This is a genomic window from Arachnia rubra (assembly GCF_019973735.1).
Classification (GTDB): Bacteria; Actinomycetota; Actinomycetes; order Propionibacteriales; family Propionibacteriaceae; genus Arachnia; species Arachnia rubra.
This window is the reverse complement of the sequence record NZ_AP024463.1, coordinates 2907907-2921098: the sequence shown is the minus strand read 5'-3', so window position 1 is coordinate 2921098 and position 13192 is coordinate 2907907. Positions and strand designations below refer to the sequence as shown.

Genomic DNA, 13192 nt, shown 5'->3' with positions numbered 1-13192 from the left:
TATGCCTCTTCTCATCTCGCATGAGATCTCCCTTCATGCAGGCGTTGATCCTGAAGAGTTCGAGCGATTCGTTCAGGAGCAGGACTACCCAACCTGCCCTGCATTCCGCAGCCTTCTCGCGTTCACCGTTGTAGGTGACGCAGAAGTTCCAGGTCTCTATCGTGAATTCATTCTCGTCACGGACGCGGAGGCGTTTGCGAGGGACATGGATTCCAAGGAGTTCCGAAGACTCGAGGAGAAGTTCGGCGCCCTGGCCGCAGTGACATCGGAGACGGTGGAGGATGTAGTCGGCCTGGGCTACAGGGCAACACATGATATCGACCGGAAGGAAAAGCTATGAAACTCGATGCTCTTGAGGAATATTGTGAGGAGCGGGCGATCAGCCGTGGACTTGACCATGATGCCCGTGCCATCGTTGAGAAGGCGCGTGAGGATCTCGCGCAGATTCCGGAGACGGCCTCGCTGGCCGTGTTCTCTCGTGTGCGTGGTTTTCTTCGCACAATCGTGCTGGGGGCGGTGAGCGATCATGTGGTCGATGGCGTGGTGCAGCCCCGCCCTGACTGGGATGTGGAGATCTGGCGAGAGTTCTGCGTGCTGGCTCGACGTCTTGGAGTTTTTGAGGCCGGGTGGGAGGTGGATGAGGTTCGCCTGCGTCCCTCGTATGCGTGGACTGCCGCTGGTCGGGAGCCGCAAGGTCAGGTTGCTGCGGACCGTGAGGATTACTTTTTCATGATCCGGTTCGCAGAGGAGGCCCGTGCCGAGACCGCGCCTGTGTGGATACGTCGCGACGATGTCGCATACTTCCCCTGGATGATCGACTACTTCCGTGAGATCGAGGGTATTGACTTCACGGGTCGACGGCCGATGAGAGAGGGGACCGCGTTCTGCTCGGATCTTGGGGAGATGGCGTTCGTCAAGTTCACGCACGCGTCCTTCAACGCTCTTCTGGACGCTGTCCGGCCAGGCGTCTTCCTCGACGTGGGATGCGGTGAAGGTCGACATGTCGTTGCCGCGTCGTCGCATCCCGCCGTTCGTAGGGCTCTCGGTGTGGAGGTGGATCCTGACGTCGCTGCATCGGCCCGTGCGCGGGTAACTGCCCAAGGAGGTGAGATCGTCACGGGTGATATCTGCTGCTACCAGCCGGATGAACCGGTCGACATGGCGTTCGCGTGCTACATGCTCTTCTACCTTGAGGAGGAACAACAGGTCGACATGCTGAGGATGATCCGTGAGGCGCTTGCCCCTGGCGGGGTCTTCGTGCTTTGCCAGTATTTCCCCGACTTTGAGGAGCCTCAGGAGGCTCTCGTCGAGGAAACATCGGGGAGCGACGCGTTGGCGCGATATGTTGCAGAGGTTGCGCGATCCTGCGTCGACGCTGAAGTGCTTCTCAATAGGATGCTTGCTCACTTCCGCTCTCCTGTATACTGGGCGAAATACCGGGCCATGCTACGAGAGGCGGGTTTCCGGTTGAAAGAGATTCTACCCGCTGATCCTCTTTTCTATTCCTTTTACATCATCGCAGAGAAAGGTTAGTAACGATGAAGAAGAGTTCGAAAGGCTCAGTTGAGCTTCGGGCGCGCAGGGTGCTAGGCGCATGCTATCTTGTCGCAGGCATCGCAAAATGCTTCCCCTCCTGGGAGAGCACTGAGGGGCGTTTGACGCAGGCGCTTGAGGCGAACCGTGGCACGGTGTTTGAGGAGCCCACCGCGTGGCTTCTTCGCGAGCACCAGGGGGCGAATGCCCTCGTAGCATCTTCGATGACGGGCGCTGGTGTGGCAATGCTCGCGGGAGAGGGACCGCTTGTCGATGCGGCGCTCGTCGGCACCCTGCCTATGCTCGGCACGTTCGTCACAGTGCTTCATCGGGCACTGCCGGCTGTCATTCCCGTGGATATCGCTTTTGCGGGAGCCGCGCTTTGGATTTTGCGCAAGCGTCGTATGCGCAGGAAGATGCAGGACGTCTGAGGCTCTGTCTTCTCGTCTCTCATCTCCATCGAGTGGCATCGATGGCAGCCTCGCCAATGGAGGCGTTCTCAGCGGCGTCGTCCTGACCTGGACCATCATCGGAGAATGAACTGAACCTTCGCGTGTGGTTTCTCGGGTCTTGACGGTTTCGCAGCCTTTCGGGCTAGTTTCTTAAGGCTGTGTCGTTTGCACCCTTCGAGTGGACGTCGTGTCTTGAGTGCCCCGATGGTCGAGCGCTGGAAGGCAGGCGTGCCGCCCGGAGGAATGTTGCCCTTCCTTGACGGTCGAAGTCTTCTCTGTGAGTCCTGCTGGTTATGGGACTGATGTCTGCTGGCGGTGTTCTGAGGTTTTGTCGTGCCTTGAGATAGGTGATTCTGGAGTTTTGATGTTGTGCTGGAAAACTGTTGCTGCACTGAGCTCGATGTTTGCGGATCGGGCTCCCTCCTCTCATAATTCAAAGCCATGGGGGATTCCTGTGTGCCGGGAGGTTGAGGGCGGCGCCTGCTGTGAAATTATCTTCTCCATTGAGTGTTCTCGAGCACTGGTGGCCAATAAGCATGTTGCGAGGGAGGTTTTTATATCGCTTGGCTGCTACATTGCCTTGTTTGATCGGGCCATGAAGACTTTTGGTTGTTCGCGATTGTCGTTGGAATATCTGGAGGAGAGGAGTATCGATTCTTGTTCGGACCTACTTTTGGTGGAAAGGAGGTTAAAGGGAAGCCTCTTGATGTGTGTTGCGAAATATTCTGTTGATTCTGAAGGGCGGGGTGAGGATGTTCATGATTCCTTGCTCAAGGGATTGCTCCGCAAGACGTATCGTGGCGATTTTCGTGAGGAACAGGATGTTTCGGTCGGGGAGGATCGTGGTCGATTCTGGTCGTATAATTCCGATTCTGATTGCGCTCGCATTCGCGTGATGGATCATGAGTCATTTGAGATCTGGCTCTCCCTCTACGGGGAGTACGGATTCAGAGATTATTCAGATCCTGCGGTGTGGCGCGAGACGCATAGCTGGATTCACGGTTCCCCCTCAGCTGCTCAGCGTGTGATAGGGTTGCGCTCTGGGGATGTTTTGGGTCCGCTTCTCTCGGTTGACGGGATTCTGAACCGGGTCCTTCTCCATCCGAGGTTCTCTCCTCAGTCAGTGAGAGAGGCGCGTGCGCGGAGACTGGCTTCCTCTGGCCTCCGGGGGTTGCGCGATGCCAAGGGGATTCTGGTTGCCTGGTGTGATACTGACAGCTGTGTTTTCGACTTGGTTGAGTTAGGGGAGCAGATATTTGATCTGTGGGTGTGTGCTGAGGAGGCGGGCTACGCTGTATGGCCTATATCGGTTTTGACGCAATATGAGGATACCCGCGCGAGACTGCAAAGCTGCTTGGGGTTGAAAGAAGGCCCTGTTTTCTGCGCCCCATTCGGTGTTCCAGCCCATTCGTGACGCCGACTGAGATATGGCTGCCATCTGACCTGAGTTCTGTCGAACTTGTCAGCCCTTGTGGGTGATCGGTCAGGGCTTCAGTTTGCCCCGACACCGGGGTTGACGCATACTGGTTCCCGCATCGCAAGGCGACGATGGGGCCATCACCCCGGAGCTGCCGGAAGAACGGTGAACGCCTACTAGACCCGGCCGCGATCGACAATCAAGCGGGACGCCGCGTGCGTCCAAGGAGGGTGGTACCGCGGGCCTGGCTCGTCCCTCTGGTCGTGTTCGCCTACCGGAGGTACCGATGAGTTCCTATAACGCCGTGCCCGCAAGCGTCGATTTCCCTGCGCTGGAGCACGAGATCATCGCGCTGTGGGCTGAGCGCGACACCTTCGCACAATCCCTCGACGCCACCGCCGGTGGCCAGCCCTGGACGTTCTACGAAGGCCCGCCGACCGCCAACGGCATGCCCGGCACGCACCACATCGAAGCCCGCGTCTTCAAGGACCTGTTCCCGCGGTTCAAGACGATGCAGGGCTACCACGTCGACCGCAAGGCCGGCTGGGACTGCCACGGCCTGCCCGTCGAGCTGGCCGTCGAGAAGGAGCTCGGCTTCTCCGGCAAACCCGACATCGAGGCCTACGGGGTGGAGGCGTTCAACGCCAAGTGCCGCGAGTCGGTGCTGCGGCACGTGGACGCCTTCGCCGAGCTGACCCGCCGCATGGGGTACTGGGTCAACCTCGATGACGCCTACGTCACCATGACCCCCGGCTATGTGCAGTCGTGCTGGTGGGCGCTGAAGCAGATCTTCGACAAGGGGCTCCTGCAGGAGGACTACCGGGTCGCGCCCTACTGCCCGCGCTGCGGCACCACCCTGTCCGACCATGAGCTGGCGCAGGGCTACGAGGACGTCACCGACCCGTCGGTCTACGTCCGGTTCCCCGTCACCTCTGGGCCGCTCGCCGGCAAAGCCGACCTGCTGGTGTGGACCACCACGCCCTGGACGCTGGTGTCCAACACCGCCGTCGCCGTCCACCCCGACGTCGACTACGTCGTCGGCAGTCATCCCGAGCAGGGCACCCTCGTGGTCGCTGAGCCGCTGTTCGACGAGGTGCTGGGTGACGAGTGGTCGCGGGGACAGGTGTTCAGGGGCTCCGAGCTGGAGCGCTGGACCTACCAGCGGCCCTTCGAGCTGATCGAGTTCGACGAGCCCGCCAACTATGTGCTCCTGGCCGACTACGTCACCACCACCGACGGCACCGGCCTGGTGCACCAGGCCCCTGCCTTCGGCGAGGAGGACATGATCGCCTGCCGCGGCTACGGCCTGCCGTTCGTGAACCCTGTCCGTCCCGACGGGCATTTCCAGGACGACGTCCCGCAGGTCGGCGGGATGTTCTTCAAATCCGCCGATGCGCCCCTGGTCGCCGACCTGGAGGAGCGCGGGATTCTGTTCCGCCGGCTCGACTACCTGCACGCCTACCCGCACTGCTGGCGCTGCCACACCCCGCTGCTGTACTACGCCCAGCCGTCCTGGTACATCCGCACCACCCGCGTCAAGGATGAGCTGCTGGCTCAGAACGAGGCCACCACCTGGTATCCCGCGTCCATCAAGCACGGCCGCTACGGCGACTGGCTGAACAACAACATCGACTGGGCGCTGTCGCGCAGCCGCTACTGGGGCACACCGCTGCCCATCTGGCGCAACGTCGACGATCCGTCCGACCTGATCTGTGTCGGCTCCCTGAAAGAGCTGGGTGAGCTGGCCGGCCGTGACCTGAGCGATCTCGACCCGCACCGTCCCTTCATCGATGACGTCGAGATCGTCCGCGACGGGGCCACCTATCGTCGCGTGCCCGAGGTGATCGACGCCTGGTTCGACTCCGGGGCTATGCCGTTCGCGCAGTGGGGCTACCCGCACGCGCCCGGGTCGGCGGAGAAGCTGGAGGCCAACTACCCGGCCGACTTCATCTGCGAGGCCATCGACCAGACCCGCGGCTGGTTCTACTCCCTGATGGCGGTCGGCACCCTCGTGTTCGACCGGTCGAGCTACCGCAACGTCGTGTGCCTGGGTCACATCCTCGCCGAGGATGGCCGCAAGATGAGCAAGCACTTCGGCAACATCCTCGAACCCATCCCGCTGATGGAAGCCAATGGCGCTGACGCGGTGCGCTGGTTCATGGCCTGCTCCGGGTCGCCGTGGATGGCGCGGCGCGTCGGCCACAACACCATCGCTGAGACGGTCCGCAAGGTGCTGTTGACCTACTGGAACACCGTCGCCTTCCAGTCGCTGTACGCGCGGGCCTCGGGCTGGGAGCCGGGTGGCGAGGTGCCCGCGGCCGCTGACCGGCACGTCCTCGACCGCTGGCTGGTCTCCGCGACCAACGAGCTGATCCGCGATGTCACCGCAGCGCTGGAGGACTTCGACACGCAGCGGGTCGGGTTGCTGCTCACAGCCTTCATCGACGATCTGTCGAACTGGTATGTGCGCCGCTCGCGGCGGCGTTTCTGGGCGGGGGAGGCCGGCGCGCTGGCCACCCTCCACGAAACCCTCGACGTCGTCACCCGGCTGATGGCCCCGATCATGCCGTTCGTCACGGAACGGGTGTGGCAGGACCTGTTCGCCGCCACCGATCCCACCGGGCCCGAGTCGGTGCACCTGGCAAGCTGGCCCGTCGCCGACGAGTCACTGATCGATGCCGGTCTCATGGGTGCGATGGCCACCGCCCGGCGGATCGTGGAGCTGGGTCGCGCGGCCCGCGCCGAGTCGAGGATGAAGGTGCGCCAGATGCTTTCCCGGATGCTGGTCCCGACAGCGGCCCTGGCGGAGCTGACGAAGGAACTCGTTGCTGAGGTGCGGTCCGAGTTGAACGTCAGGGAGGTCGCGTCGTTCACCTCCGCGGGCGATCTCGTCGACCACTCCGCCAAGGGCAACTTCCGCGCCCTGGGCAAGCGGTTCGGCAAACGGACCCCGCATGTGGCGGCCGCGATCGCTGCCGCGGACGCAGCCAGACTCGCCAAGGACCTGCGGGAGCTGGGCAGGTCGCTGGTGCATCTCGACGACGAACCCATCGAGGTCACCGCCGACGATGTGCTGCTCACAGAGCGTCCCCGCGAGGGCTGGAGCGTCGTCAACGAGCAGGGCGAGACCGTCGCCCTGGACCTGGAGCTCACCCCTGAGCTGGTACGCGCCGGACAGGCCCGTGAGGTGATCCGCGTGGTGCAGGAGGCCCGTAAGACGTCGGGGCTCGACGTCTCCGACCGGATCCGGCTGCGCCTTGAGGCCGGTGCGGAGCTGTCCGAGGCCATCACCGAGCACGCGGACCTGATCGCCGACGAGGTGCTGGCCGTCGAGCTGGAGCAGGGCGAGGTCGAGACTCTGGCCGCGCAGGAGCCGGAACTCGGCCTGAAGGTGCAGATCACTAGGGTCTGAGAGCCCAGATCCCGGACGCCAGCCGCGTGGCCCCGGCGTCCGGGATCGCCTTTTTGGGCATGGAATCTCTTCTGTCCCCCATTTGGTGCAGCGGGGTGTCTGAACGGGGTAGTTGAGCTTTCCGGCATTAGGCTGAAAACAAATCTGACGACGGGAGAAGTGTGATGTCGCTTCCTATGGGTCCTTGGCGGCTTACCTACACGCCTGGCCAGTGGTTGGTGCTGGCTGGTCCGCGTCTGGTCGCTGTCATGCAGCCTGCGCCGCCTAAGATGTCGGTGCTCGTGAACCAGCTGTGGACGGACATGCAGGCCGCCGGTTCGCTGGCGTCGCTGCTGGAGCTGCTGCGCGGCTATTCCCTGGACCAGATGCCGGACTTCGCGGCATTCGTCTGGGATGGGGGCTCCCTCCATGGCCTGGCGCGTGGCCGGATCTCGGTCGTCGATGTCGCCACGGGGCAGACCGCCCTCGACGGATCAGGTGCGCTGACCTGGCATGAGGCGCATCTTGGCACCATCCGCGGCCTCCGCGTCGACATGGGGGTCCTGGAATACGACGCGCTGCTGCACCTGCCGCTCATCGTCGGCGCCGTCGGTGCGTCGGCGCTGCACCTGACCACCGATCCCGACCAGCTCGTACGGCTTCCCGACGCCGAGCATCAGCTTCCCGAACCGGTCTCCCCGGAACCCCAGCCCATCTCCGAGCCACTGCAGCCCGTGGCCATGCCAGAGACCCAGGAGATGGCCGCCCACAGCGAGGACTCCCAGTTCCAGCGGCCCGACATCGGCGGCTACGTGGAGGAGCAGTACACGCCCACGCCCCTCGGCATCGGCGTGCAGGTCAACACCGGTGAGTTCGCGAACGTCGTCGGCGGCCTAGTGGTGGGACGTGCCCCCGACGCGGCGCGCGGCCCCATAGGGTCGTCGCTGATGCGCGTCCCGAGCCCCGGCAATGACATTTCCCGTAGCCACCTGCTGGTTGAACCCGCCGGTGCCAGCGAGGCCCGGGTGACGGACCTGCGGTCCACGAACGGCACCACCGTCCAGCTGAACGGCGAGGAACCCTACCTGCTGGAGAACGGCGAGTCCGTGACAGTGCCGATCGGCACAGTCCTCAACCTGGGCGACGGCGTCAGCCTGCGCGTCGAACAGGCTCGGTAGCACCTTCCCCTCACACCCGGGTGCGGTGGAAATTCAGGTGGGAGCGCGACGGGGTGGGGCCGCGCTGCCCCTGGTAGCGGGAGCCGTACTTCTGCGATCCATAGGGGTGCTCGGCCTCAGAGGACAGCCGGAAGAAGCACAGCTGCCCGATCTTCATGCCCGGCCACAGTTTCACCGGTAGCGTCGCCATGTTCGACAGCTCCAGGGTCACGTGGCCGGAGAAACCCGGATCGATGAAACCTGCGGTGGAGTGGGTCAGCAATCCCAGGCGGCCCAGCGATGACTTGCCCTCCAGCCGGGCCGCAACCGTCGCGGGCAGCGAGACCTGTTCCCAGGTGGAGCCGAGGACGAACTCGCCGGGGTGCAGGACGAACGCCTCCCCGTCGCCGACCTCGATCTGCCGGGTCAACTCGGGCTGCTCCTCGGCGGGGTCGATGTGCGGGTAGCGGTGGTTCTCGAACACCCGGAAGTACTTGTCCAGCTGCACGTCCACGCTGGACGGCTGGAGCATCGCCGGATCCCACGGGTCCAGGGCAATCTGGCCGGCGTCCACCTCGGCCAGGATGTCGCGGTCGCTCAGGAGCATGGAGCGAGCCTAGCCGTCCCCGCCCTGGTCATGAAGCATTTCGCGCCCGCGTCCTCACCGGTACCTAGTGTCGTGTGGCGTGAGTTCACCGGTGTTTTTCGGCCCCGGAAGCGGTGCCTCGCTTCGTTCACCTTCATCACGGTACGCCCAGTACCGTTTTACTCGGTTACCTCGCGATCCATCCGCCCCGGAGCCGCCTCCCACTGACAAACTCCCGACACACGGCACTGGCACAATCAGTCCCCGCCCCGGTGGTGAGGGATCGAGGCTTTTTCTAAGGGCTGGCTGCTTCTTGTCCACTCCTGTTCTGGCAGCGGGAATTGTCAGCGCCTGCCGCTACTCTCATTCCATGAGACCTCTGGACGGGCTGGGAGTCAGCCGTGGCGACGGGGCGATGCTGAGTCCCCTGGCGCGCGACCGCTCCGTGCTGCGTCACCAGCTGCCGCGCGGCACCGCCCGCCGGGTGCTCGCTCAGGGCCGTCCGTTCGCGGGCCTGCTGGTGGTCTTCGCCCTGGCCGTGCTGGGTGGCAGCGCCACCACCGTGCTCCCCATGCTGCTGTTCCAGCACATCATCGACGACGGGGTGCTGGCGGGTGATGCCGGAACCGTCGTGAGGCTGGCGCTGATCGTCGCGGCCCTCGCGCTGCTCGGGGCTGGGCTGGCGCTGCTGGAACGCTGGTGCTCGGCGCAGGTCGGGGAGGGGCTGATCCACCGGCTGCGCTGCCAGCTCTTCGACCACGTCAGCCGCATGCCGCTGGCGTTCTTCACCCGCTCCAACACCGGGCGGCTGGTCTCCCGGGTGGTCGCTGACGTCGCGGGCGCGCAGCAGGCCTTCACCTCCACGTTCTCCCAGGCGCTCAGCAACGCCGCCACCCTGGTTCTGGTGGTGGCCTCGATGCTGCTGCTGTCCTGGCAGCTCACCCTCGCCGCTCTGGTCCTGCTGCCCGTGTTCATGCTGCCTGCGAAACTAGTGGCCCAGCGCATGGGACGGCTGGCGCGGCTGCGCATGGAGCACCAGGCCCAGCTGACCGAGACCATGACCGAGCGGTTCACCGTCTCCGGGGCGCTGTTGGTGAAGCTGTTTGGTGACGAGCGCCGCGAGTCGCGGCTCTTTGACGAGCAGGCTAGGCAATTGGCCCGCGACGGGGTGAACATGGCCATGGTGACGCGTGTCTTTCTGTCGGCGCTGTCCCTGGTCGGGGCGCTGGCCGTCGCCCTGTTCTACGGGCTTGGCGGCAGCGCCGTCATCGCGGGGCAGCTGAGCTTGGGCACCCTGACCGCGATGGTCGCGCTGCTGGCCCGCCTCTACGGGCCGCTGATGCAGCTCACGAACCTGCGGGTCGATCTGATGACCGCGATGGTCAGCTTCGAGCGGGTCTTCGAGGTCCTCGACCTCCAGCCCGCCATCACGGACGCCCCCGACGCGGTGGACGTCCCCTCCCCGGCGGGTATCGTCTTCGACGACGTGTGGTTCAGCTACCCCGCGGGGCAGGAGGTGTCCCTAGCGTCGCTGAAACCCGACGCCGCCGAGGAGGGGCGTGGCACACCGGTGATCCGCGGGGTCAGTTTCCGCGCCGAGCCAGGGCAGACCATCGCCCTGGTCGGCCCCTCCGGGGCGGGCAAGACCACCCTCACCCACCTGCTGGCCCGCCTCTACGACGTCGACTCCGGGTCCGTGCAGGTCGGCGGGGTGGACGTGCGGCAGCTGCGGCAGGCCAGCCTGCACGGCACCGTCGGCTACGTCACCCAGGACGCCCACCTGTTCCACGACAGCATCCGCGCCAACCTGCTCTACGCCAAGCCGGCGGCAACGCAGGAGGAGCTGTGGCAGGTCCTGGAGGCGGCGCAGATCGCGGCCCTGGTCAAGAGCCTGCCACAGGGCCTGGACACCCTGGTGGGGGAGCGGGGCTACCGGCTCAGCGGTGGCGAGCGGCAGCGGCTGGCCATCGCGCGGCTGCTGCTGAAGTCGCCGCCGGTGATCGTCCTCGACGAGGCCACCGCCCACCTCGACGCCGCCTCCGAGCACCTGGTGCAGCGCGCCCTCGACGTCGCTCGGCAGGGCCGCACTGCCGTTGTCGTGGCGCACCGGCTGTCCACGGTCCGTGCCGCCGACCAGATCCTCGTCGTGGAGGACGGGCAGGTCACCGAACGCGGCACCCACGAGCAGCTCCTGGCCGCCGACGGCGCCTATGCCCGGCTGTATCAACGGCAATTCCAATGAAGTAGAAGCCCAATGAAGTAAGAAAGCACCGCTGGGGATCGGCTGACGTGGCTAACGTCTGTGTCCCACCCCGGTTGCGAGTCATCGTCAGCAGATTCCCCAGGCTGATTGTGGCCATGTCTATTGTGACCATGAGGGTTATTCAGGAATCACTCCTTCCGTAACATCTCTCCTTGTCAACTGCGGGCTGCCAGAGACTTAATAGCATTGCTGAGTAAGCCTCCATGGCTGTTGGCATGGGTGGCAAGCTGGAAGTGCACACGTGTTCTTACGTTTCTGGAGGATTTTCATGAGCACGGTTCTTGTCATCGGTGCCACTGGACAGGTCGGTCGCGTTGTTGTTGAGGAGGCGGTGAGGCGCGGCCTCGGCGTGCGGGCTCAGACCCGCGATGTGGAACGTGCGCGGGGCCTGCTCCCCGACGGAGTAGAGGTGGTCAAGGCGTCGCCACCTCTGCCGACGAACTGCGTCCCCTGACCGAGGGCATCGACGCCGTCATCCTCACCCACGGCGGTGACGTCGACGGCGAGGGCGGGATCAGCTTCTATGCGACCGTTGCGGCGCTCCTGGAGGCGCTCGCCGGTGCGGCTGGCCTGCACGTCAGCCTCATGACCGCCATGAACACCAGCCAGTCTGCGGGGCCGAGCCACTACGGGTTCGTTGAGTGGAAGCGGCGGGCCGAGCGGCTCGTGCGCATCAGCGGTCACCCTTACACGATCGTGCGTCCCGGCTGGTTCGACTACCAGGGGCCCGGTGATGTGCGGATCGATCTGCGGCAGGGTGACCTCGTCACCGGACAGCCGGGGGTGGATCGCCGTCACATCGCCCAGGTGCTCCTTGAGGGGATCGCTCAACCCTCCGGGGCGCGGCGCACGGTCGAGATCTTCAGCACCACCGGGGATCCCGTGACGGACTACGAGGCTCTGTTCGCCGCCACGCAGCCCGACGAGCCCGGCGCGCTTGACGGCGTTCTGGACACCAACAACGTCCCAGTGAGCGAGGAACCGGCTCAGGTCCAGGAGGACATCGCCCGCCTGGGCAGGTCGTGAGCCAGATGCCTGGGGGATGTTCCGGCGCGGGTCATTCGCTGGGAATAGCGGCAGTCAGCAGTACGGACAGGCGGAAGCAAACCTCCCGCAGGGAGAAATAGCAACCAGAGAAGATGAGGGGAATCATGACCGTTTTGGAGCAGAAGGAAGCCATCCGCGAGGTGATCGACCGTTTCTCCACCCTGGAGATCGATGTGAAGGAGCAGGCGAAGCTGTTCACGCCCGATGCGCACGTGGAGGTGTATGCCGCTGACGGTTCCAAAATGATGGAATTCGACGGACGGGAGAAGCTCATCGAGCTATTCGGTGGAGCCATGGCGGGCGTCAAGACCGCCTACCACATGAACGGCCAGCAGGTCATCACCATCGACGGGGACTCCGCCACAGATATCCACTACTGCCAGGCCTCGCTGGTGCAGGAGGAGGACGGCAGGGACGTTTTGACTGAGCATTCGATCCGCTACACCGACACCCTGGTGAACCGCGACGGGCAGTGGCTCATCAGCCGTCGTGAGCAGCACTTCGTCCTGTCAGAGAAACGCGACTACTGAGCTACGGCCGACCCTGCCGGTGGGCTCTGCGAGAGATCCCACCGGCAGGGTCGGCTGGATCGCGTTGTTATGAACGGTCCAGTTATCGCGTTAAAAAGCTGGCGAATATGAATAATATCCTCAAGAGTGACACGATGCCCAGGATGATTCCAAGGACTGCGAGTCCCCCACCGCCCATGCCATTGCGATTGGCATTGCCTCTTCCCTGGACTCCCAGAATAATTGCGATTATACCGGTGATACCGAACAGCGGAATGAGAAGGGCGATGACTCCCGCGATAGCGCTGCCTATGCAAAAGGAGTCCGTTCCTGCTTTGGGGAAAGAAGGCATGGGTGAGTGGTGACTGACGTCCGATGCTCCTGAAATACTGCTGCCGCACTGGGGGCAGAACTTGTTGGCATCTACAATTCGCTCACCGCAGTCTTGGCAATACATGGTTTTCCTCAACTTTCCTGGTTCTCTAGGGCGAGGTGCTTAAAGGATAGCAGTGCTGGAGGTCACTCCTGAAAGCTTGTTCATAACCGCGATCAACTGACCTTTGGCAAGGAGTTTTGCTGGTTTCAAAGCTCCTGTGAATAGCCCTATTGGTGCTGCTTGGTCTTGCCGTAGCATGGTTTCCTAATAGAAATAAACCTATTTGCGGTCATAATTATCCTTAGAGTCATGGTTGGTTAGTAGGGAGGGTTATTTAGAAGTCATCTTTTCCCGACATCTCGCTTTTTCAACAGCAGTTTGGCAGAGGTGCGACTGTATTGGTGAATAAAATCAGGGCAGCGTGATTCGTTGTCGGAACGGGGTCAGTCGCGACTATGGAT

General features: G+C 63.6%; 9 protein-coding genes and 1 pseudogene. 8 read left to right on the top strand and 2 right to left on the bottom strand.

Annotation, left to right across the window (positions count from 1 at the left end; genetic code table 11):
• Position 1: 1 nt before the first annotated feature.
• From SK1NUM_RS13280 to SK1NUM_RS13260, 5 genes are all read left to right on the top strand, one after another.
• Positions 2–340, top strand: a complete 339-nt coding sequence (locus tag SK1NUM_RS13280; protein ID WP_212322988.1) for a hypothetical protein — start codon at positions 2–4, stop codon at positions 338–340.
• The gene (locus SK1NUM_RS13275) at positions 337–1533 is read left to right on the top strand and encodes a class I SAM-dependent methyltransferase (RefSeq protein ID WP_212322985.1); all 1197 of its coding nucleotides are present in this window, start codon (positions 337–339) and stop codon (positions 1531–1533) included. The genes SK1NUM_RS13280 and SK1NUM_RS13275 overlap by 4 nt, the downstream gene beginning before the upstream one ends.
• Positions 1534–1538: 5 nt before the next feature.
• Positions 1539–1964 (top strand): DUF6041 domain-containing protein, encoded by a 426-nt coding sequence (locus SK1NUM_RS13270; protein ID WP_212322982.1) that lies wholly within the window; start codon positions 1539–1541, stop codon positions 1962–1964.
• Positions 1965–3688: 1724 nt separating this feature from the next.
• Positions 3689–6814, top strand: a complete 3126-nt coding sequence (gene ileS / locus SK1NUM_RS13265) for an isoleucine--tRNA ligase (protein ID WP_212322980.1) — start codon at positions 3689–3691, stop codon at positions 6812–6814.
• A 164-nt stretch (positions 6815–6978) separates the two neighbouring features.
• A complete protein-coding gene (locus SK1NUM_RS13260) occupies positions 6979–7971 on the top strand; it encodes an FHA domain-containing protein (protein WP_212322956.1) in 993 nt (330 codons plus the stop codon).
• A 10-nt stretch (positions 7972–7981) separates the two neighbouring features.
• Here the strand turns inward: SK1NUM_RS13260 and dcd are convergent, their stop codons facing one another.
• The gene (dcd, locus tag SK1NUM_RS13255; protein WP_212322953.1) at positions 7982–8557 is read right to left on the bottom strand and encodes a dCTP deaminase; all 576 of its coding nucleotides are present in this window, start codon (positions 8555–8557) and stop codon (positions 7982–7984) included.
• A 349-nt stretch (positions 8558–8906) separates the two neighbouring features.
• Here dcd and SK1NUM_RS13250 point away from each other — a divergent pair, with 349 nt between their 5' ends.
• The 3 genes and pseudogenes from SK1NUM_RS13250 to SK1NUM_RS13240 all read left to right on the top strand — a co-directional run bounded on the left by SK1NUM_RS13250 (position 8907) and on the right by SK1NUM_RS13240 (position 12376).
• Positions 8907–10778 (top strand): ABC transporter ATP-binding protein, encoded by a 1872-nt coding sequence (locus tag SK1NUM_RS13250; RefSeq protein WP_223927614.1) that lies wholly within the window; start codon positions 8907–8909, stop codon positions 10776–10778.
• A 289-nt stretch (positions 10779–11067) separates the two neighbouring features.
• A pseudogene (locus SK1NUM_RS13245) lies at positions 11068–11825 on the top strand (NAD(P)H-binding protein).
• A 125-nt stretch (positions 11826–11950) separates the two neighbouring features.
• Positions 11951–12376 (top strand): nuclear transport factor 2 family protein, encoded by a 426-nt coding sequence (locus SK1NUM_RS13240; RefSeq protein WP_212322940.1) that lies wholly within the window; start codon positions 11951–11953, stop codon positions 12374–12376.
• 82 nt (positions 12377–12458) lie between these two features.
• Here SK1NUM_RS13240 and SK1NUM_RS15510 read toward each other — a convergent pair whose 3' ends face one another.
• On the bottom strand, positions 12459–12812 hold the full coding sequence (locus SK1NUM_RS15510) for a DUF4190 domain-containing protein (RefSeq protein WP_212322939.1): 354 nt from the start codon (positions 12810–12812) through the stop codon (positions 12459–12461).
• Between the last annotated feature and the right edge of the window lie 380 nt (positions 12813–13192).